The sequence below is a fragment of the Myxococcales bacterium genome, assembly GCA_016706225.1.
Taxonomy (GTDB): domain Bacteria; phylum Myxococcota_A; class Polyangia; order Polyangiales; family Polyangiaceae; genus JADJKB01.
In genome coordinates, this window is record JADJKB010000024.1 from 40,217 (window position 1) to 59,442 (window position 19,226).

Sequence of the window (19,226 nt, forward strand, 5' to 3'; positions counted from 1 at the left end):
ATCACGAGGTCATGGGATGGAAGCAACACGGAACTCACACTGCTCCCACTGCGGAGCCCAGTTTGCCGAAGGGCAAGCCTGGCCGCGGCGGTGCCCGAGCTGCGCGCGCTTCAGCTATTCGAATCCAATCCCGGTCGGAGTGCTGCTGGTTCCGGTCGCGACGCGCCCGGGTCTCGGTCTCTTGCTCATTCGCCGCGCCATCGACCCCGGTCGAGGTGCGTTCGCCCTGCCGGGCGGCTTCCTGACCACGGGTGAGAGCTGGCAGGTCGGCGCGGTGCGAGAGGTGATGGAAGAGACGGGCATCGAGCTCTCCCCCGAGAGTGTGAGTCTTCACGCCGTCAGGAGCACACCGAACGGAGCCGAGCTGATCGTGTTCGGCAGCGTTCCGCCGATCTCCGAGGCTGCGCTCGGCGGGTTTCGTGCGACCGATGAGACCGACGCGCTCCGTGTGGCCACCGTGCCGGAGCCGCTCGCGTTCTCGCTGCACACCGAGGTCGCAACCGCTTGGTTGAGGGTGAACGGTTCGGGCTGAGGAGCGGAGCGGCTTGTGTCATCGCGGTGCTCGCGTGACACTGGACCGCGTGGCGCGTTCTTTTGGCCTGAGGCTCGCGAGCCCCTGTGATCTCGCGTGCGCCGCGTGTGACCGCGGTGGGAGTGGTACACCCATCGAACGCGCAACCGAGCCGTTTGCCGGTAGCGAGCACGGCGACGAGCTGCGCATTCTGGGTTGTGATCCGCTGTCTCTGCCCGGCTTGTCGAGTGTGATCGAGGCAGCACGCGCGCGCGGTTGCCGACGTGTTGCCGTCGAGACCAATGGCGCTGGGCTCGCGACGGCGAGCCTCGATGCCATCGACGAGCTCTCGATCCCGGAGCTGATGCTCGAACCCGAGGACGCCGACCTGTTGTTCGGCCGCCCCGGCGCGCAGGCACGGCTCGAGCTCGGGCTTCGGCGTTGGTCCGGCGCGGTGCGGTTGCGTGTGCCGATTCTCGCGGCGGGGTTTCAGGACCCGCATCGTGCGCTGGCGCGTCGCTCGAACGTCGTGGGCCTCGAGCTCCATCTGCCAGGAGAAGCTCCGGACGCGGCGCGCGCAGCCTGGCTGCGTTTCCCTGACAAAGCAGCGCTGTCCGAGGCTCTCGGCCGCGTGCTCGATGCAGCGCTCGAGCACGGCGTCGAGGCCGCGATCTTGCCCCGCAGCGGTCTGCCCTTCTGCGCGGTGCCAGAGCGACATCGCCACACCGGCGTGCTTCGCTTCGACCGAACGCGCGAGGCCGAGCTAGGACCGCGCGATCGATATTCACCGGCTTGTGAGCCGTGTGTTGCCCGACGAGAGTGCTCGGGCTTTCGCGCCTGGCAACTCACAGAGTGGCCGGCGGGCGCCGTCGAACCGCTCACACAGCCCATCGCCGCGCCCGCGAGCTTGGCCGCCGAACGCGGTGCAGCGGCCCCCGGCAAGACTCGGGGGCGTTTCCGGGTCGTGCTTGCGAACCTGGTCGAGCGGACCTTCGGTTACGGACCCGGGGCCGCGGAGTACCTGCGGGCCGCGCTCTTGACCGCGCCGGCGCTCCGTGACCGCGTGGAGGTCGACGTTCAGTTGATGGTGAACGTGCCAACGGCCCGCGCCGCGGAGCAGTTGCTCGCACTCGAGCCGGATCTCCTGGGCATGAGCACCTACAGCTGGAACCTGCAGGAGAACGCGCGAGTGTGCAGCGAGCTGCGCCGTCTCGGCGCAGACTTCCCCATCGTGTGGGGCGGTCCGAGCTTCGCGCTCTTTGCCCGAGACTCCAGCTGGTTCGAGGCTGGAGAGCTGATCGACGCGGTCGCCATTGGCTCGGGCGAACAGACCCTCGTCCAGCTGACCCGGCAGCTCATCGAGCGAGGTCGCCTGGACGGACCGCTGGCGGGCCTCGCTCTGTTTTCGGAGGGCCGTCCGGTGTTCGGCGGAGCAACCCAGGAGCCGCTCGAGCTTGGTGAGGTCGCGTCACCGTTTGTGATCGGAGTGGCCCACCGCGTCGAGCGGCCGACGATCGAGATGGCACGCGGCTGCAGCTTCGAGTGCAGCTTCTGTAGCGACGCGCGCTCGAGTCGGGGTGGCGGTCTACGGGAGCACACACTCGAGCGCATCAGCGCGGACATCGCCGCGGTCACCGGCTGGCCGGAGGCGCGCCACGTCGACGCCGGCGCGAGCACGGCCAACGTAACCGATGCCTTCTTCCGTCGTGTGTGCGACGCGATCCGGGCCGGAGATCCGGGCGGCAAGTTGAGCTACGGATTCCAGCTCTATCCGTCCCTCGCCAGCGACGCCCAACGTGCAGCGCTCGAGGGCATCCGGGTGGACACCATCCACCTCGGGGTGCAGTCGCTCAGCCGGGATACATTTCGTTCAATGCGGCGTGGCAGCCGGGCGAGCTTCGTGGAGCGAGCCCTCGCGACCTTTCGTGGCGTGGGGCCGCTGGAGCTGAGCGTGATCCTCGGCCTGCCGGGTGAGACCTACGGCTCGTTCGTCGACACGTTCGAGCAGCTCTTGGCGCACTCGGAGGCGCGCCTGGTGGTCAACCGTCTCCTGGTGCTACCCGGGACTGCGTACCACCTGCGCCGGCGCGAGCTCGGTCTCGAGCTGGACCCGACGAAGTACTTCCGTGTGCTCTCGACCCCGACACTCTCCCGCGAGGACTTGCGGCGTGCGCAGGATTACGTGATCGAACGCACGCTAGGGCTATCGGATCTCTTTCATCAGGGTGAGGCGCGGGTGCGCTGGGTCAACTTCGACGCGCAAGCGCGTTTCGGAGATCCACCGGAGTACGCGCAAGGACGCTGAGCTCCGCGCGCCCTTCACTCACCGAACACCCGGATCAAAACGAGGTTCGGCTCGGTGCGTCGCACGGCCTCGAGCAGGCGCGCGCGGTTTCGACGCCAGAAGCTGGCGAGTGCTTCGCCGGTCGTCGTGTCGGCGGCGCGCACTGCCTCGTGGATCTGCCGGAGCGGCTCCGCGACCCCTGGGACACGGATTGGATCGTTGTCGAAGCGCGGAGCCAGGCAGTTCACGTCGAAGCTCGGCGTCCGAAATAGCGACGGTGCCGCGGCATCGGTGGGTTCGATCAGCAAGTAGAGCTGTGCGGGGGTGCCGTCGTGCTGCGTCTGCAAGTGAAAACACACGAAACCGAGCCGCGAGGGCTCCTCCCGTTCCAGGCCGGCGGCGGTGCTCTGGTCGACCTCGCCCAAGCGGCGCTCATGGGTTCTCTGCTCCAGGTCGTCGAAGGAGAGGTTCTTCACCAGTCCGCTCGTCAAGATCAGGAACGCCTTTTGAGGTTTGAGCTCCGTCTCGGGGCGCAGCAAGATCCGCTTCGACTCCCAGAAGTAGTCTTCTACGTGCAGGTTCTGTTGGTAGTAAAAGCGCACCATGCGCAGCAGATCCCCGAACAGCTCGGCGTGGTGAGCTTGGTAGGCGTTCATGGCGTCGAGCTCGGTGCGCTCGCCGCGCAGAACGGAGGTCAGAGTGCGGGCCGCGTGGTGGGCTGCGTGCATCGCCAGGAAGACGCCTGTCGAGAGCACCGGATCGATGAAACCCGATGCGTCGCCGACCAGGAGCCACCCGGGCCCGGCAACGCGCCGCATGCGATAACTCCAGTCCCGTTCGGTTCGCACCTTGGTGACGCGCTGCGCCCGGGCTCCGAGCACTCGGCTGAGCTCGGGGCTCGCGGCCACGTCTCGCTCGAAAGCTGCGGTGCGGTCCCGCTCGTTCACGGCGGCGCGTTCATCGAGCCGCACGATCCCCACGGACGCGTGGCCGCCCCCCATCGGAAACAGCCACAGCCAATGCCCAGCCTCTGCCACGAAGAGCGCCTGGTTCTCCCTGGGCAAGGCGAGCGCGCCGGCATGTTCGTAGTGCGCCCAGCTGGCCTGGTGTCTGAGCCCGTCGATCACCTCGCGCAGACCGAGCTCTCTCGCGAGGAGTGCGGACTGCCCGCTGGCGTCCACCACGAAGCGCGCCGTCGCCAGCTCGAGGTCGCTGGCGTCGCGTCTCTGGAAACACACACCTTCGAGTCGGTCGCCGCTCCAGACGAGCCGTTTTACGGCTGCGTGCTCCAGGGTCGTCGCGCCCGCTCGCGCAGCGGCCCGGAACAGCAGCTCGTCGAAACGCGAGCGATCGACCAACCAGGCATGGTCGTAGCTCTCGGTGTCGGAGAACCAGAGATCCCACTCGGGCGTGCGCCCCCACTTCTTGTGTGTGGTCCCGGACTTCCTGCCGAAGCCGGCGCGCTCGACCTCATCGAGCACGCCCATCTCGTTCAAGATGGGGATGATGCCGGGCAAGAGGCTCTCACCGACGTGCGCGCGGGGGTGACGATCCGCCTCGAGCACGAGCACCCTCAGTCCGGCTGTTGCCGCCAGAGTTGCGAGCGTGCTGCCCCCCGGGCCGCCGCCCATCACGATCACGTCGTAGTCGACGGCCTTTGCGCTCACGGGCCGCACACTTCCGAGAGGGGTTTCGTCTTCACCGAGCTTTACTCAGCATACCAAGACCGCTCGCGCCGGGCAGTCACTCGATGGGGCGGAGCGCGGCGTAGCCGTGAGCCCGGACGAAGTTGATGTGAACTCCGGCGCAGGTTGCGTCATGTGTGCAGCTCTTGCAGCGCCGGCTCTTGGTCATGAAGCGATCGGCGATGAAGCGCTCGGTGTAGCGCGGCATGTCGAGTCGGGCGTCGGCCCCCAGCATCCGCGCGTCGAGCTTCTTGCCGATGCGCTCTGGCTGTCGTCCGCCCAGACACACGGGGATGTCCAGGGACCTCACCTCGGTGGGCAGAGTCTCGCAGGTGGCGTGGAGGTCCAGATCGCCTTCGCGCTGATCGGTGACCCGCTCGTACTTCGGGGCCTGCACGAGCAAGCGAGCGCCCAGCTGCACGAGTCGCGGCAGGTGTTCTGCCATGTTCTTCGAGAGCGGGACGACGATCTCGACGTCGCCCGGCCACGACAGGACGCGGTCCACGTCCCGCGGGTCGCCGAGGAAGACCCGCGTCACCGGTCGCCCATGCAGCGCGGGGCCGGTCAGCGCCTCGAGCGTGGGCAGCTCGAGCCAGAGCTCGGCCTCTGGCGCGCGTGCCGCGAGCGCCGCGGCGGCCGGGGCGCTGCTCGCGATCACGTGTACCGCCCGCGCTCTGGGCAAGAGCTCGGCCCTGGGGCTCTGCTCCGACAGCTCGAGCACGTCGACCACCGGCTCGATGCGGTCCGCCAGCACTCGATCGAGCTCGTCACACAGCGGCTCGAGGTAACAGTGTTTGCAGCGCTCCGGCTGGCGGCAGTGGAGCTTCTCGCCATGCGAAAGGAAGCGGTCGAACTCTTCGCGGCGTCCCCGCACTTCATCGTTGAGCTTGTACGGATCCTGGATCAGCTCCTCGAAACCTTCGGCGTACGGCGGAGGGAATCGGTTGAGCCACATGTGAATGTCCGGCCGCCGCGAGATGGCAAAGGCGCGGGCGAGCACCTCTTCATGGCCGTCGAGGTCGTAAAACAGGTGTTCGCGGGCCTTGCCCCAGGCGTTTCCGAACGGAATGACCTGCAACAGATCGAACTCGCGCACACCCCAGCTGATGAAGGTCTCGAGCATCTCCGGCAGCTGTTTGACGTTCATCTTGTTGATCACGACGTCCACGTTCACGATGAACCGCCCGCTCGCGAGCGCTGCGCGCAGGCCGGCGGTTTCCTGCTCGAACGCGCCCGGTGTGCCCACCAGCGCGTCGTGCAGCTTGGCGGTGTGCCCGTGCACGCTGAACGTGATCTCGTCGAGACCGTTCTCCGCCGCCCGCTCCAGGAACTCGGGGTAAGCGAACATTCTTCCGTTGGTCACGGTCTGGACTCGGCGATACCCGGCGCGGCGTCCGAGCTTCACGAAGTCGAGGAACTGCGGGTGAATGGTGGGCTCACCCCCGGACAAGATCAGCCGGGTTGCTCCCTTCTTTCGGCCTTCGACGATCTGCACCTTCACGTCCATGCCGGAGCGTACGGTGCCGTTGTGGGCCAGCGTATCGAGGCAAAACACGCAGTGGTTGTTGCAGTCGTAGGTCAGGCGCACCCAGTTGCGCTTTTCGTGAGCGGCCGCTTCGTGTGCGACGACCTTGCCCGCGCCGCCTGGACGTGGGTCGTCCGAGAACGTCGCGTCGTGCTCCAGACTCACTCCCTCACCTCGAGCTTTTCATAACGCAGGAGCCACTGATTGCTACCCCCCGGGCGCACGTCCCGGCGTTCGAGCAAGCGCAGGGGCAGCGCTGCGACACGCGCCGCCGTCGCCTCTGCGCCGTCATTCCGGTGGTGCTCGAAGTCGGCGCCGCCGCCCTCGGCGCGGGCCGCCTGTTCGCTGCTGCGGATCAGGCCGAAGGCGACGTCGTCGATCAAGAGCAGCGAGCCTCCGGTCTCGAGTCGGCTCACCGCAAAGGCCAGCGCTTGATCGGGATCCGGCAGATGGTTGAGGCTGCGGAGGAAGAGCACGTGGCGGAAGTGTCGCCGTTCGTCCACCGCGTCCCACGAGCCGACACACGCTTCCAGCCAGGGCAGCGCGCGGCTGGCCAGGTTCAAGCGCTGCGCGTCGGGGTCGAGCGCCAGATAACGCGCGCGTCCACTCACGACCGCGGGTGCGAGCTCCGCCGCGTAGGGGACCTCTCCCGCACCAATGTCCAGGACGTCACCGGTCAGCCCCCGAAGCAGCTCCCGTGTGCGGGCGTCGTCGACGCCGAACACGTTGGCCTTGGCGGCAACATACGCTCCCGGGCAGTGAACCGCGCGGGGGCATGGCCCACACTCGTCGGCGCGAGTGAGGGCTCCGAGGTCCCGCGCGAAATCGTCGGGTGAGCGTTTGTTGCTCTTGTCCACGTAGAGCTGCCCGAGCGCCTTGACCTCGCGGAGCTCCGCTGTGTCGAAATCGGTGCTGGTGGTCACGAACAGGCGCATGCGATCGCGCAGGCGCAGGAAGACCGCGCGCGCCGGGTCCGAGACCTCGAGCAGCGTCATTGGCCCCACCTCCGCCTTGAGTGGGCAGGCCTCACCCGGCGCGCGCTTCACGTCACGCGCGGGCACCAGGTTGAAGGAGTTCGAGCGCACGGCTGCGCTCACCCGTCGCGCCGCTCGATGGTCGCGCCGAGCGCATAGTTCGCCAGCTCGTCTGCGACCAGACCGAGATCCTGGTCAGCGAGGGCCTCGAGCCGAACGACGAACGCTTGCTCGGTCTTCTCGAGCTCGGCACGCGCGAACTCGGCGTACATTTTCACCGCCGCGTCGACGGCTTCACCCGAGTAGAGATCGCAGGGAAATCTCAGCTCGATCACGGCTCGCCGTCCCCGGACTTCGGCGGCTTCTTCTTGTATTTCTCTTCCCAGCTGACGGCAATTCCCAGTGGATCGTCGAACGCCGCTTGTTCGTCCGCGTCCATCTCGAGCAGGTCGTCGAGACCCGGTGGCCCGGCGGCGCCCCCGAGTGCCTGAGTCGTGACGGTCTCGACCAGCTGTCGGTTGTCTTCCACCAGCAGGCGCCGCCACGCTTGCCCGAGCAGCTCGTTCTCGAGCTCGCCGGCCAAGAGCTCTACCGGCGTCTTCTCACCGGCCTTGGGTTTCAAGCGGATCGAGATGCGACCCGGAGCGGGGCGGTCGAGGCGTACGTAGCAACGGTCGATGAAGACGTAGGCGGCTCCGTAGATCGCATCCTTCGGATACAGCGCCTCGTCGAGCTCGACGAGCAACCCGTCGTCCGCTTGTGTCACCACGGCCTCCGCCATCACCCGGAGCTTAGCGTCTTTCGCGGCCCGCGACGGGCGATTATCCGCTGGAGAAAACCGGTCAACGCACGTGCCGTCGTGGGCTCGTGCGCTCCGCCAGCGTGAGGAACTCGCTGCGATCGGCGGCGGCCTCGTTGGAGCGGATCACTTCTGCCAGGGCCATGGCCGCGAGCCCGTGGTCTTCGTGGGTGCCCGTGGCGCCGTCGCCGCGGTTGGCCAGGAAGACTTCGAAAAACTCGGTGGCCGCCGGTCCGCGCGGGGCGGACGAAGAGTGGTCGCGCGCGCAGATGTCGAGTTGGAACTCGATGCCCGCGCGGTCGCTGAGGATGACACTCAGCGCGCCGTCGGTGACGCCGACGAGGTTGGCGATGGTCCACGCGCCGAGGCTCGACCCGACCCGCAGTGGGGCGACGAGGTGTGTGGCGGGAGGTGCCTCGGCTCCGGCACCAACCGGGGGGCGCTCGGCCGCGTTTGCGGCGCCGGCGAGCGAGGCGCCGGCGGCGCTGACCCCCGCCCAGCCCAGCACGCTGCGCCTACTGACCGAATCTTCGCTCATCTCTTGCCCGAGTGATGGTCGATCAAGCGTGGCTCGAACGTCAACGCTTTGCCACTCAAACGTTGAAGCTCAGCTTGTCGCCGTCCAGGTCGACCTTGATTGTGGTGCCCTCTGGGTAGCGATTTCCGAGCAGCGCTTCGGCCAGCGGGTCCTGCACCTGCTTCAGGATGGCGCGGCGCAGCGGCCGAGCTCCGAGGGCGGGCTCGTAGCCCAGCTCGACGAGGCGCCCCTTGGCCTGTTCCGTCAGCTCGACCTTCACGCGCCGGTCCGCGAGGAGCTTCTCGAGCTTGCGCAGCTGGATGTCGACGATCTTCCTGAGGTCGGTCTTCGACAGGGAGCGGAACACCACGACGTCGTCGATGCGGTTCAAGAACTCCGGTCGGAAGAACTCGCCGAGCTGTCCGAGCAACACGTCGCGTAGCGCTTCGCGTCCGTCTTCGGACTCGAACAACTTCGGATCCGTCTCCAGGATGCGTTGTGAGCCGATGTTGCTGGTCATGATGACCACGGTGTTGGAGAAATCGGCGCTGCGCCCGCGCCCGTCCGTCAGTCGTCCGTCGTCGAGGACCTGCAACAGCAGGTTGAACACGTCCTGGTGTGCCTTCTCGACCTCGTCGAACAGCAGCACCGAGTACGGGCGGCGGCGGACCGCCTCGGTCAAGAATCCGCCCTGGTCACTGTCGGCGTAACCCGGCGGGGCACCGATCAGTCGCTGCGCCATGTGGCGCTCCATGAACTCGCTCATGTCGAGACGTGTGAGCGCGGACTCGTCATCGAACAAGAACTCGGCTAACGCCTTGCCGAGCTCGGTCTTGCCGACGCCGCTCGGTCCGAGGAACAAGAAGCTGCCGATGGGCTTGCCCGGGTCCCTGAGGCCAACTCGCCCTCGGCGCACCGCCCGCGAGATGGCCTTCACCGCTTCGTCCTGCCCGACCACACGTTGTTCGAGGCGGGACTCCATCTTCAAGAGTTTGTCGGCTTCGCCCTCCAGCATCTTTGCTACCGGGATGCCGGTCCAGATGGCCAGGGTCGCCGCGACATCACTCTCGCTGACGTCGCGCGAGCCGTCGACCACCCCCGCGCCCCGGGCGGCCTCTTCGGCGGCGGCGAGGCGCTTCTCCAGATCGGGCAGCGTGACGTGCTCGAGCTCGCCGAGGCGGGCGAAATCCTTCTTTGCGCGGGCGTCCTCCAGCGCCGCCCGCGCAGCGTCGACCTCGCTCTTGAGCGCACGGACAGCGGCCACGGCGCCCCGCCGGGACTCGAGCTTGCTCTTCATCTCGACGACCCTGGGCTCTAGCCCCGCCAGCTCAGCCGAGAGTTTGTCGCGTGTGGCCCGGGTGGCCGCGTCGTCCGTCTTTTCCAGCGAGTGCAGCTGCGCCTTGAGTGACTCGGCACGGCGCATGGCGGCATCGACGGGGGCGGGGATCCCGTCCGTTTCGACGCGTTTTCCCGCGGCAGTCTCGTCCAGCAGATCGACCGCGCTGTCCGGCAGAAAACGGTCCTGCAAATAGCGTTTGGCCAGTCGCACCGCCGAGTTGATCGCACCTTCGCTGATCTCGACTTGGTGGCGCTCTTCGTAACGACTCGCGACGCCGCGCAGCACTTCGACCGCGCCGTCCACGCTGGGTTCGTCGATGGGGAGGTTGGTGAACGCGCGCAGGATCGAGGCGTCCTTGTCGGCGATCTTCCGCAGGCCCTCCGGCGTCGTCGTGGCCAGCATGCGGATTTCTCCGCGCAAGAGCGGCGATTTGAGGAAGTCTCCGACGCCGGATCCGGCCGGCCCCTGTCCAAACAGCTGCTCGACGCCCCGCGCGATCAGCACGGATTGGCCGCGTCGGTCGTCGGCGAGCGACGACAACAAACCCCGCATGCGTTCATCGACGTCACTTCGCAGGCGTGTCCCGGCGACCAGCGCAGCCGCGTCGAGCTCGAGCAGCCGGACGCCCGCCAGACTCGTCGGCACGTCGCCATCGGCGATGCGCTGCGCGAGGCCGGAGATCACCGCGCCCTTGCCCACCCCGGGTTCGCCCACCAAGAGTGTGTTGTTCTTCTGGCGCCGCTCCAAGATCGTAGTCAGGCGCCGCACCTCGGTGTCGCGGCCGATCACCGGATCGAGCCGACCGGCTCGCGCGTCTTCGACCCAGTCGTGAGTGTAGGTCTCCGCGTTGGTCACGCCGCTGCTCGGCCTCTTGGGCACGCTGCGGGGCTGCGAGCGGAGCACCGCCAGGTGACCTCGGAGTGAGCCGGGTGCGATGCCGAGCGCGCCCAGGATGTCACCGGCGGGCCCACGGATCTCTTGCGACAGCGCGTTGACCAGATGCTCGACCAGCACGTTGCCGGAGCGCTCTCGTTCGGCCTCGCGTCCCGCGCGCTCGAGCAGATCGAGCATGCCGGACGACAGGTACGCGGGCTCTCGACCGGCGGGCAGCTGCGCGAGCGAGCGTTCGCAGGCCGACTGGAGCTCCACCACATCGACGTTCGCCGAGCGGAACACCGCGACCACCCCCGTCTCTCGCTCCAGCATGCGGGCCAAGAGGTGCAACGGCAGAACTTCTGGATGTTTGCGGCCGTCCGCGATGGCCTGCGCCCCGGCTACCAGCGCCTTGGCATCGGGGGCGTAGCGTTCGAGTGAGAGGGTGGTCGTGTCCGAGCTCGGCATTGTCCGTGGAACTTATCTCGACCTGGGCAGAACGGGGAGAGCGCCGTAGGCTTTGCCCCGGAATATGCCGGCCCGGGTCGTGATGTACCGCACCCCCTATTGCGGGTACTGCATGCTGGCGAAGCGCCTGCTGACCAAGAAGGGGGCGGTCTTCGAGGAAATAGATGTCAGCCGCGATCCCGAGCAGCGAGCCCGGCTCCGTGAGGTGACGGGCATGCACACCGTGCCCCAGATCTTCGTCGACGACCGCCCCATCGGCGGGTACCTCGAGCTTCATCTGCTCGAGCGCGCGGGGAAGCTCGACGCCCTGTTGGCGGGAGAGTAACTCGAGCTCGTGCCCACGCTCGCCGACCTCCCGCCCTGGTTCATCGTGGGAACCGTCGTGGCCCTGGGTCTCGCCTTCGGCAGCTTCCTCAACGTCGTGATCTATCGGCTGCCGCGCGGGCAGAACCTGGCACACCCGCCGTCTCGTTGCCCGGCGTGTGGCAAGAGCATCCGCGCGTTCGACAACATCCCGGTCTTTGGTTGGTTGCTCTTGCTCGGCAAGGCGCGCTGCTGCGGAGCGCGGATTTCTCCTCGGTATCCCTTGGTGGAAGCGCTCGGCGGGCTCGCCGCCTGGGCCGTGTTCGAGGTACGTGTGGCTCCGCTTCCGCCGGACACCGTGTGGTGGCGAGCGCTCTTCTTGTTCTTGCCGTACTTCGCGCTGGCACTCGGGCTGATCGCGGCGGCGTTCATCGACCTCGAACACATGATCTTGCCGGACGAGATCACTCTTGGCGGAACCCTGCTCGGTGTGCTGAGCGTGCCGCTCCGTCACGAGCTGACCTGGGTCGAGTCGATCACTGGTGCGGCCATCGGCTTCGTGATGATCTGGCTGCCCTTCGACGTGCTCTACCGAAAGCTCCGTGGGAGGGCCGGCATGGGGCTGGGTGACGCCAAGCTGACGATGCTCGCAGGCGCTTGGTTTGGCTGGCAGGGCGCGGTGTTCGCGCTGCTCGCCGGGGCGGTTCAGGGCACCATCGCGGCCATCGTCGTGTTCGTGGCTCAGGGGAAGATCGAGGAGCCCGACGCGGTGAAACGGGAACGCGAAGAGCTCATGCAGGCCATCACCGAGGCAGAAACCGAGGAGGAACGCGCCGAGCTCGAGGCAGAGCTGGAGCTCGATCCGATCGGACATGAAGCCGAACCGGGCCTCGGCCAGTCTCGACTGGCGTTCGGCCCGTTTCTGGTGCTCGCGACCCTGGAGTTCATGTTGTTCGGTCGGGTGATCGTGGATACCTACCTCGCTTACGTGTGGGTTCTCTGATGCGGGGCGCTCTTCTGTTCGGGTTGCTGGTCGCCCCCGCTCAGCTCTCCTGCTCCTCCAGTCTGCCGGTGCCCAAGTTCGGTCCGCAGCCGCCGGAGGCCGCCCTGCTTCAGAGTGTGGACTACCCCCCGCCGCCCGCTCAGGCGGAGGTGGTGTCGAAACAGCCAGAGAACGAGGCCTGCGTCTGGCTCGATGGCCACTGGGATTGGGTCGGCGGTCGCTGGGTGTGGGGCGCGGGTGGCTGGGTCGTGCCTCCCAAGGATTGTTTCCTCGCGCGGCCAACACTCTCGTGGCCCGAGGCGGGTGCGCTGCAGCTTCTCCGCTGGCACTGGTTCCCGGACAACGTCGATGAGCTCACTCCGGAGAAGGCGCGCACCGCCTGTGCGACGCCCGTTCCCTGCGGGAAGCCTGCCGAGAAGTACCGACCGGGCAAGTGAACATCGCTCAGCGGAGCTCGACCTCCGCCAGCCCGCCGCCGCGGCCACGATAGGACAGGATCAAGAGCCGAACGCAGTCGATGTCGTCGCCGCGGATCACGACGTCTCGAGCTTGGCCCGCGGTCAGACTCGCGTCCATCGCGCGTGCGAGCGTCGCCCTCCGGTACAATTCGACTCGGACGCCGCGCGGCTCGAAGTCGCGGTACGGCAGATTCTGGGCGCCGAGCAGTCGAACGCCTGCGACGGTACGAGGCTTGGACAGCGAGAGATCGAGCCACGGCACCGGAATGACAGGCGCGAGCCACTCGGTCGTTGCGTCGCCGTCGAAGGCTCGCTCGGGCGCGTAGCGGCGCACAGGTCCGGGCTCCAGGTACGCGCTGGCCGAAGCCTGCCTGCCAGGCGTTCGCGTCGCGATCGCCGGCGCTCGGCAGGGCACTGACGACGTCAGCCCCCGCACTTCTCGCAGGCGCGAGCCGGCGCTGGCAACGGTGACCCCCCACACGATGCGACTCCAGGCATCACTCGCGTCGGCGAACCGTGGCTGGCCCTCGGTATCGACCTCCGCCCAGAGTCGCGCTCCCCGGAGATGGGCGGCCCAGTGTTCTTTGCCCAAGATCTCGATGGGCGGCTGGTCGGGAGCGCGCCGCCGTGCGTCGGAGAAGGCGACGCTCGGCAGTTCGGCGTACAGCGTCAGCTCGAAGCTCGGTCGCTCCGCGAACAGGAGCACGTCCGACGGTTTGAATGTGGTGTGTGCGCGAGCGGCGGACGCGAACAGTGCACGGTCCTTGGCTACCAGCGGGATCACCCCATTGGCGACGAGCAGCGCCACCGCCGCTGCCCAGGCCGTCTTCCGAGGCTCCGAGCGCGCGGGGCGAGCTGCGCCGTCGGGGGGCCGTTGAGTGAGCAGCAGCGCGAGCACGACGGGAACAGGGAACAGTGCCTGCTCTCCTGCGGGAAACACAGCCAGGCACGCGAGCTCGCACACGAGCGCGAGCAGCCAGAGCTCGCCGCGCTTGGTGATGCCAAGCGTGAACAGGGCAAGTGTGCACAGCATTGCGATGGCGCCTTCGAGGCTGGCCTGTTCGTGTCGAAGGTCGGCGAGCTGCGTGAGCCAAGCGTCGTGCATGGCGCCAACGGCGCGGGTCGAGAGTGGCCCGCCGCTGAGCCAAGCGAGGAACAGCAATAGTCCCGCTGCGGCGAGCGGCAGCACACGCACCACCGACGACGGCAGCCGCTCCACGTGGCGCTCACCGGCCAGGGCCAGCACCACGGGAAGGGCGCGTGGCTCGAGCAGCGCGATCGCGAGTGAGACCGTGACGCGCATCGCGATCACCAGGCGGTCATCGATGCGCTGAAGGGCCGCGACGGAGAGCCAGGCCAAGGCTCCGAGCAGAGAAAAGGCGAGCGCGGGCACGAACCTGCCGCCCGGCGCCGCCAGTTGCAGCACCGAGAACGACGCGCCGACCGCGAGGACCACACCCAGCGTCGTTCCCCAGGTCATGCCCCGGCGCCGGCCGCGCAGGGTGAGTGCAAGCAAACCCAACACCAACAGAGACACGGTCAGCGTTCGGGTCATCGCCGGAGCTCCGCGCCGGGGGTCAGCGGCACGATCTCCCGCGCGCCGCAGTTCTTGGCGAAGTAGCTCGATTTCAGCGAATACGGCTGGCTCCGCACGAATTCGCTACTGAAGGCAAACGGCGGATACGGCTCGCCGACCAGGCAGTAATTTCCTCCGGGGCGCAAGCGAGCCAAGACCTCGATGGGTGTGCGTTCTTCGAGGAAACGCGCGAGCGGCCGCTGCGCTGAACCGGGATCGAGAAAGCGGGCGCGGGTCAGGAGCAGCACGCTCGCGAACGCAAGCACCGAGAGGCGTGTGTAGAATCGTCCGCCGAACGCCGCTCCTTGGCGCAGGGTCTCCGCCCGCGCGAGGTTCAGTGCAACGACGACCAGGATCCAGTACGAGTAATAGCGTAACTGATGCGCTTGAGGTGACACCGCGACGAGCACTGTGAGCAGTGCGAAGACGCCCAACGCTCCGAGCGCGGCGCGCGACCCTCCTCGATTCAGACGCCAGACGAAGGGCAGCTGACACCAGACCCAGGGCGCAAAATACCCGCCCATCTGGTACGTCCGGCCTCCGGCCGTGCCGGAAGTGGCGTCCACGCTGAAATAACCGCGGGACGGGTCCAGCTCGCCGCGACCGAGCAGTGACGCCAACCAGCGCACTGCGCCGGGCAGCTTCGCGAGCTCGCGCGGACCCTCGTAATCGAGCAGCGGTCCGTGGCTCCACAAGCCCGAGACGCTGACCGGATAGAACGGCATGCCCAAGGTGAGTGTGTTCCGCACGTACGGATACGCGGCGAAGGCGAGCGCCAGGAGCAAGATCCCGAGCCGGGTGGGTGTGCGGGCCGTGTTCTGCCGCAGCGAGACGAAGAGGATCACTGCCAGTGACAGGCCTGCGATGGGCAGCATCTGAAACTTCGAACCCGCCGCCAGGGCCGCACACGCCGCCGCCAGGGAGAGCTCCGACGGCTCGGCTTGCTGTGCGGTCACGGCGCGGTAGCTGAGCAAGACTGCGCTGGCCGCAGCGACGTTCGCCGGCAGATCGACGTACGCGCTCGTTGCGTGGATCTGCACCATGGGGATCGCAAGCAGCGCGAAGACACTTCTGGGTCGGCTCACGCCGAAGCGGCGCTTCAGCAGCTCGATGAACAAGAGCAGCGAGCCCAGCGCGACCAAGTTGCTGGACTGCAGGTGTCCGGTCAGCCTCCAGAGCAATCCCTGCAGCCACTCCATGGCCACGGGATAAGCGCGGAACAGCAGCTCGAGATGTTGGTCGAGCTCGAAGCTCGAGCGGGGCACGATGTCCCAGAGTCGTGCAGCGAAGGGCAGGTGATAGGCCCAGGCGTCCCATTCGGGGTCGGGTCGGACCAGCGCGCGGGCGCACAACGCGAGCACCACGAGCGCGGCGCCGATGGACAGCGCGCGAGCTTCGATGCGTGCAGGCGGGGTCATCGGCCGTTCGCAGCCTATCAAGTTCTGCCGATTGCCACGGGGAGCCGAGCCGCCGGTTCAGTCCCGCCGCGTGGTACGGGCACGGGCCGCCGCGCGGGCGCCAGTGCGAGTGGCCGGTCTCGGGTGCCTGGCAGAGCGAGGCACGCCTGACGATCTCGGATTTTGAGTGTATGGTCCCGCGATCCCATGACTGCCCACGTGTTTCGCGAGTACGACATTCGAGGCGTCGCTGACCGTGACCTCACCGACGACCTGGTCAAGAAGATCGGTCGCGGTCTGGGCAAGATGTTGCGACCGGACCCAGCGGCGAAGGCTCCCCCCCGCGTGGTCGTGTGCCGGGACTGTCGTCGCTCGGGTCCGCGGCTCTTCGACGCGCTGGTGCACGGCTTGACCGAGGCCGGCTCGGACGTGGTGGACATTGGCGTCGGACCGACGCCGCTCATGTACTTCGGTGTGCATCACCTCGAGGCCGATGGCGGGGTCATGATCACCGGCAGCCACAACCCGGGCGACGAAAACGGCTTCAAGATCATGAAAGCGAAGGGGTCGTTCTACGGCGCCGACATCCAGAAGCTGCGCGAATACACCGAGACCAGCACCGAGCCGCTGGGCCCGCAGGGCTCGCTCGAGACCTGTCCGATCGACGCGGCCTACCTCGAGACGCTCAGAAAGGGCATTCGGCTGGCCAAGACCGACATGACGGTCGTGATCGACGCCGGCAACGGGGCAGCGGGTCCGCTGGGTGTCCGCGCGCTGCGGGACGCGGGACTTGCGCCCGTGGCCCTGTATTGCGACATGAACGGCGCGTTTCCGAATCACCACCCGGACCCGACGGTGCCGGAGAACCTCGAGGTCCTAATAGCGACGGTGCGCGAGAAACACGCCCGCGTCGGCATCGCCTGGGACGGTGACGGCGACCGCATGGGTGTGGTCGACGCAAGCGGTGAGATCGTGTGGGGGGATCGGCTGCTGGCGCTGTTTGCCCGGGGGATCTTGGCGGAAAAGAAGGGGGCAACGGTCATCGGTGAGGTCAAGTGTTCCCAGTCGACCTACGACGACATCAGCAAACACGGGGGCCGTCCCATCATGTGGAAGACGGGGCACTCGCTGATCAAGGCCAAGATGAAGCAGGAGAACGCGGCCCTCGCTGGCGAGATGAGCGGGCACTTCTTCTTTGCGGATCGTTACTTCGGGTACGACGACGGCATCTACGCTGCGCTCCGCTTGCTCGAGATCCTTGCCCGCGAGGGCAAGACGGTGGTCGAGCTGCTGGCTGATTTGCCGCAGGGGGTGAGCACGCCCGAGATCCGCGTCGAGTGCCCGGACGCGCTGAAGTTCGACGTGGTCGCGGGGGTGATCGAGCGGCTCCGCGGCACCGGCGAGCTGAACGAGATCGACGGCGCCCGGATCACTTACCCAGACGGCGCCTGGGGACTGGTGCGAGCTTCCAACACCGGACCGGTGATTGTGGTGCGCTTCGAGGCACCGACAGCGGCCCGCCTGGCCGAGGTCCGGAGCACGGTCGAGGCGGCACTCGCTGCGTCGCGCGAGGCCACGGAGAGCCGGCGCGGATGAGCGGAGTGGGTGAAGCGCAGGCGACCGATGACTGGACCGTGGCGCGAGTCCTGGCGTGGGCCGCGGACGACTTTCGCGGACGACAGATCGAGAGCGCGCGCCTCGATGCGGAGTTGCTGCTCTCCGAGGCGCTGGGCCTCGATCGGATTCGACTCATCGCCGAGAGTCGACGTCCGCTCTCACCGAAGGAGCTCTCTGGTTACCGCGAGCTGATCAAACGACGACGCAAGCTGGAGCCCATCGCCTACATCCTGGGTCATCGTGAGTTCTTCGGGCTCGACTTTCGCGTCGACGCCCGGGTGTTGATCCCGCGCCCCGACACCGAGGTGCTCGTCGAAGTCGCACTCGACCGCACCCGCGCGCGCTACCTCTTCGGCAGGGCGCTCGACCTGTGCACTGGCTCCGGCTGTGTGGCCATCGCCTTTGCGAAGCGCCGCCCGACGTGGCGCGTCACCGCGACGGACGTGTCGGAGTCTGCGCTCTCGCTGGCGCTCGAAAACTCACTGCGCCAGAGCACGGTCTTTGGCATGAGCTGGCTTGCGGGTGACCTCTTCGAGCCGCTCCCGGAAGGGGACCGCTTCGATCTGATCACGGCCAACCCGCCCTACGTGTCGGAGCCGGAGCTGGCAAAGCTCGACGCGGGCATCCGAGATTTCGAACCCAAGCTCGCGCTGTGCGCGGGCGCGGACGGACTGGACGTGATCCGACGCATCGTGGCCGGGTCGCGGGCTCGGCTCGTGCCGGGTGGCCTGTTGGCTCTGGAAGTTCAGTACGATCAAGCCGGGCGGGTGCTCGAACTGTTCGCGTCTCACGGGTTCTTGGAGATCGAGGCGCGGCGCGATCTGGGCGGGCACGAACGCGTGGTGAGCGGGCAGGCGCCGGCGTAGCGCCGCCAACTCGGGGTTTCTGGCGCCAAGGCGAGGTTGGCGTCATGGCCATCTCCTAGGGCGGATCAGCGGGGTTTTTCCCGGTCGGACCGGCGGGCCGCGTCCTTGCAAGGAGGCTCGCATGCGGATCGCTTCTGGCGTCGGTCGTCTCGCTGCTCCCGTGTTTGCGCTCCTGGTTGGTGCCGTGGCCTGCGGTGGCTCGGACGACGGCGAGCCGATTCCGCCCGCTTCGGGCGGAGCGGACTCGGGCAGCGCCGCAGCGGGTGGTACGGCAGCGGGCGGATCGGGCGGAACGTCGGCAAGCGCGGGCGCGGGCGGGACAGCGGGGCTGGCCGGAGCCGCCGGTGCTGCCGGAGCCGCCGCAGCAGCAGGCGGCGGGGGTGCCGCTGACGGCGGCTCTCCGGACGCCAGCGGTGCAAGTGACTCCGGTACCACGGACTCGAGCACGAGCGATGCGAGCGCGCCCGCGTGCTGTCTGGCCAAACCCCCAGGTAACATCCCGACCAACGGAGGTTGGAACGACTGCCCCTACAGCGGAAGCGGGCGACAGCACGCGGCCATCGACTTCTCGAGTCCGAAGGGCACCCCCATCCCGGCCGGCATGGATGGAGTGGTCCAGTTCGTTCGCAACAACGGCGACCCCAAGTGTTACGACCCGGTGAAGCAGACCTGCTCCGACGCGTGTCTCAAGAGCGGCGACTTCATCATGCTCAAGGCCGCGTGTGGTGATCCCCTCCAGCCCAACAACGACTTCTACGTGCGCTACCACCACATCAGCGGCGTGAAATCCGGCATCAAGGTTGGCTCCAAGGTGCAGAAGGGGGACATCATTGCGTATGTGGGCGACTCCGGCTGCGCAACTGGCCCGCACGTGCACCTGGCGACCGCCACGTTCAAGAAGGGAAGCTACGGTGTCGGGCAGAACCCGGTATTTTACGATTGTAAGTACCTGGTCAATCCATCGACGCGCTTCTGCAAGAACGTTCCGTGAGCCGCGCGCATCGACGACGGGCGTGCGCCGTCACTCCCCG

The 19,226-nt window shown here is 67.6% G+C and carries 17 protein-coding genes; 8 read left to right on the forward strand and 9 right to left on the reverse strand.

Annotation, left to right across the window (positions count from 1 at the left end):
* The first annotated feature begins 16 nt into the window (after positions 1 to 16).
* Entirely contained in the window at positions 17 to 532 is a 516-nt protein-coding gene (locus tag IPI67_36030; GenBank protein ID MBK7585581.1) for an NUDIX domain-containing protein, read from the forward strand.
* Between the two features lie 49 nt (positions 533 to 581).
* Positions 582 to 2,816: a radical SAM protein gene (locus IPI67_36035; GenBank protein ID MBK7585582.1), complete on the forward strand. Its 2,235-nt coding sequence runs from the start codon at positions 582 to 584 to the stop codon at positions 2,814 to 2,816.
* A gap of 14 nt (positions 2,817 to 2,830) precedes the next feature.
* Here IPI67_36035 and IPI67_36040 read toward each other — a convergent pair whose 3' ends face one another.
* From IPI67_36040 to IPI67_36070, 7 genes are all read right to left on the reverse strand, one after another.
* Positions 2,831 to 4,462: a tryptophan 7-halogenase gene (locus IPI67_36040; protein MBK7585583.1), complete on the reverse strand. Its 1,632-nt coding sequence runs from the start codon at positions 4,460 to 4,462 to the stop codon at positions 2,831 to 2,833.
* Between the two features lie 76 nt (positions 4,463 to 4,538).
* On the reverse strand, positions 4,539 to 6,164 hold the full coding sequence (locus tag IPI67_36045) for a radical SAM protein (GenBank protein MBK7585584.1): 1,626 nt from the start codon (positions 6,162 to 6,164) through the stop codon (positions 4,539 to 4,541).
* 2 nt (positions 6,165 to 6,166) lie between these two features.
* Complete coding sequence (locus IPI67_36050) at positions 6,167 to 7,090, reverse strand: hypothetical protein (protein MBK7585585.1); 924 nt, start codon at positions 7,088 to 7,090, stop codon at positions 6,167 to 6,169.
* Positions 7,091 to 7,098: 8 nt separating this feature from the next.
* Positions 7,099 to 7,314, reverse strand: a complete 216-nt coding sequence (locus IPI67_36055) for a hypothetical protein (GenBank protein MBK7585586.1) — start codon at positions 7,312 to 7,314, stop codon at positions 7,099 to 7,101.
* Positions 7,311 to 7,760 carry a His-Xaa-Ser system protein HxsD gene (gene hxsD, locus IPI67_36060; GenBank protein MBK7585587.1) on the reverse strand — a complete coding sequence of 150 codons (450 nt, stop codon included), beginning with the start codon at positions 7,758 to 7,760 and terminating at the stop codon, positions 7,311 to 7,313. The genes IPI67_36055 and hxsD overlap by 4 nt, the downstream gene beginning before the upstream one ends.
* 61 nt (positions 7,761 to 7,821) lie before the next feature.
* On the reverse strand, positions 7,822 to 8,316 hold the full coding sequence (locus IPI67_36065) for a hypothetical protein (protein ID MBK7585588.1): 495 nt from the start codon (positions 8,314 to 8,316) through the stop codon (positions 7,822 to 7,824).
* 55 nt (positions 8,317 to 8,371) lie between these two features.
* Positions 8,372 to 10,975 carry an AAA family ATPase gene (locus IPI67_36070; protein ID MBK7585589.1) on the reverse strand — a complete coding sequence of 868 codons (2,604 nt, stop codon included), beginning with the start codon at positions 10,973 to 10,975 and terminating at the stop codon, positions 8,372 to 8,374.
* A gap of 64 nt (positions 10,976 to 11,039) precedes the next feature.
* Between IPI67_36070 and grxC the strand changes: the two genes are divergently transcribed.
* The 3 genes from grxC to IPI67_36085 are packed head-to-tail and all read left to right on the forward strand — an operon-like array spanning position 11,040 to position 12,718.
* On the forward strand, positions 11,040 to 11,300 hold the full coding sequence (gene grxC / locus IPI67_36075; protein ID MBK7585590.1) for a glutaredoxin 3: 261 nt from the start codon (positions 11,040 to 11,042) through the stop codon (positions 11,298 to 11,300).
* Positions 11,301 to 11,309: 9 nt separating this feature from the next.
* The gene (locus IPI67_36080; protein MBK7585591.1) at positions 11,310 to 12,281 is read left to right on the forward strand and encodes a prepilin peptidase; all 972 of its coding nucleotides are present in this window, start codon (positions 11,310 to 11,312) and stop codon (positions 12,279 to 12,281) included.
* Positions 12,281 to 12,718 carry a YXWGXW repeat-containing protein gene (locus tag IPI67_36085; protein ID MBK7585592.1) on the forward strand — a complete coding sequence of 146 codons (438 nt, stop codon included), beginning with the start codon at positions 12,281 to 12,283 and terminating at the stop codon, positions 12,716 to 12,718. The genes IPI67_36080 and IPI67_36085 overlap by 1 nt, the downstream gene beginning before the upstream one ends.
* Positions 12,719 to 12,725: 7 nt before the next feature.
* Here the strand turns inward: IPI67_36085 and IPI67_36090 are convergent, their stop codons facing one another.
* Entirely contained in the window at positions 12,726 to 14,294 is a 1,569-nt protein-coding gene (locus tag IPI67_36090; protein ID MBK7585593.1) for a discoidin domain-containing protein, read from the reverse strand.
* Complete coding sequence (locus IPI67_36095) at positions 14,291 to 15,733, reverse strand: hypothetical protein (protein MBK7585594.1); 1,443 nt, start codon at positions 15,731 to 15,733, stop codon at positions 14,291 to 14,293. The genes IPI67_36090 and IPI67_36095 overlap by 4 nt, the downstream gene beginning before the upstream one ends.
* A 186-nt stretch (positions 15,734 to 15,919) precedes the next feature.
* On the opposite strand from IPI67_36095, the gene IPI67_36100 reads away from it, so the two are divergent.
* From IPI67_36100 to IPI67_36110, 3 genes are all read left to right on the forward strand, one after another.
* A complete protein-coding gene (locus tag IPI67_36100) occupies positions 15,920 to 17,308 on the forward strand; it encodes a phosphomannomutase/phosphoglucomutase (protein MBK7585595.1) in 1,389 nt (462 codons plus the stop codon).
* Positions 17,305 to 18,195 (forward strand): peptide chain release factor N(5)-glutamine methyltransferase, encoded by an 891-nt coding sequence (gene prmC, locus IPI67_36105; protein MBK7585596.1) that lies wholly within the window; start codon positions 17,305 to 17,307, stop codon positions 18,193 to 18,195. The genes IPI67_36100 and prmC overlap by 4 nt, the downstream gene beginning before the upstream one ends.
* A 121-nt stretch (positions 18,196 to 18,316) precedes the next feature.
* On the forward strand, positions 18,317 to 19,186 hold the full coding sequence (locus IPI67_36110; GenBank protein MBK7585597.1) for a M23 family metallopeptidase: 870 nt from the start codon (positions 18,317 to 18,319) through the stop codon (positions 19,184 to 19,186).
* Positions 19,187 to 19,226: the final 40 nt, after the last annotated feature.

Bases quoted from the DNA above. Each gene is read 5' to 3' on its own strand.
- IPI67_36095 (MBK7585594.1), bottom strand. From the start codon at position 15,733: ATGACCCCGCCTGCACGCATCGAAGCTCGCGCGCTGTCCATCGGCGCC.
- IPI67_36070 (MBK7585589.1), bottom strand. From the start codon at position 10,975: ATGCCGAGCTCGGACACGACCACCCTCTCACTCGAACGCTACGCCCCC.
- IPI67_36030 (MBK7585581.1), top strand. From the start codon at position 17: ATGGAAGCAACACGGAACTCACACTGCTCCCACTGCGGAGCCCAGTTT.
- IPI67_36065 (MBK7585588.1), bottom strand. From the start codon at position 8,316: ATGAGCGAAGATTCGGTCAGTAGGCGCAGCGTGCTGGGCTGGGCGGGG.
- IPI67_36085 (MBK7585592.1), top strand. From the start codon at position 12,281: ATGCGGGGCGCTCTTCTGTTCGGGTTGCTGGTCGCCCCCGCTCAGCTC.
- hxsD (MBK7585587.1), bottom strand. From the start codon at position 7,760: ATGGCGGAGGCCGTGGTGACACAAGCGGACGACGGGTTGCTCGTCGAG.
- IPI67_36090 (MBK7585593.1), bottom strand. From the start codon at position 14,294: ATGACCCGAACGCTGACCGTGTCTCTGTTGGTGTTGGGTTTGCTTGCA.
- prmC (MBK7585596.1), top strand. From the start codon at position 17,305: ATGAGCGGAGTGGGTGAAGCGCAGGCGACCGATGACTGGACCGTGGCG.
- IPI67_36110 (MBK7585597.1), top strand. From the start codon at position 18,317: ATGCGGATCGCTTCTGGCGTCGGTCGTCTCGCTGCTCCCGTGTTTGCG.
- grxC (MBK7585590.1), top strand. From the start codon at position 11,040: ATGCCGGCCCGGGTCGTGATGTACCGCACCCCCTATTGCGGGTACTGC.
- IPI67_36100 (MBK7585595.1), top strand. From the start codon at position 15,920: ATGACTGCCCACGTGTTTCGCGAGTACGACATTCGAGGCGTCGCTGAC.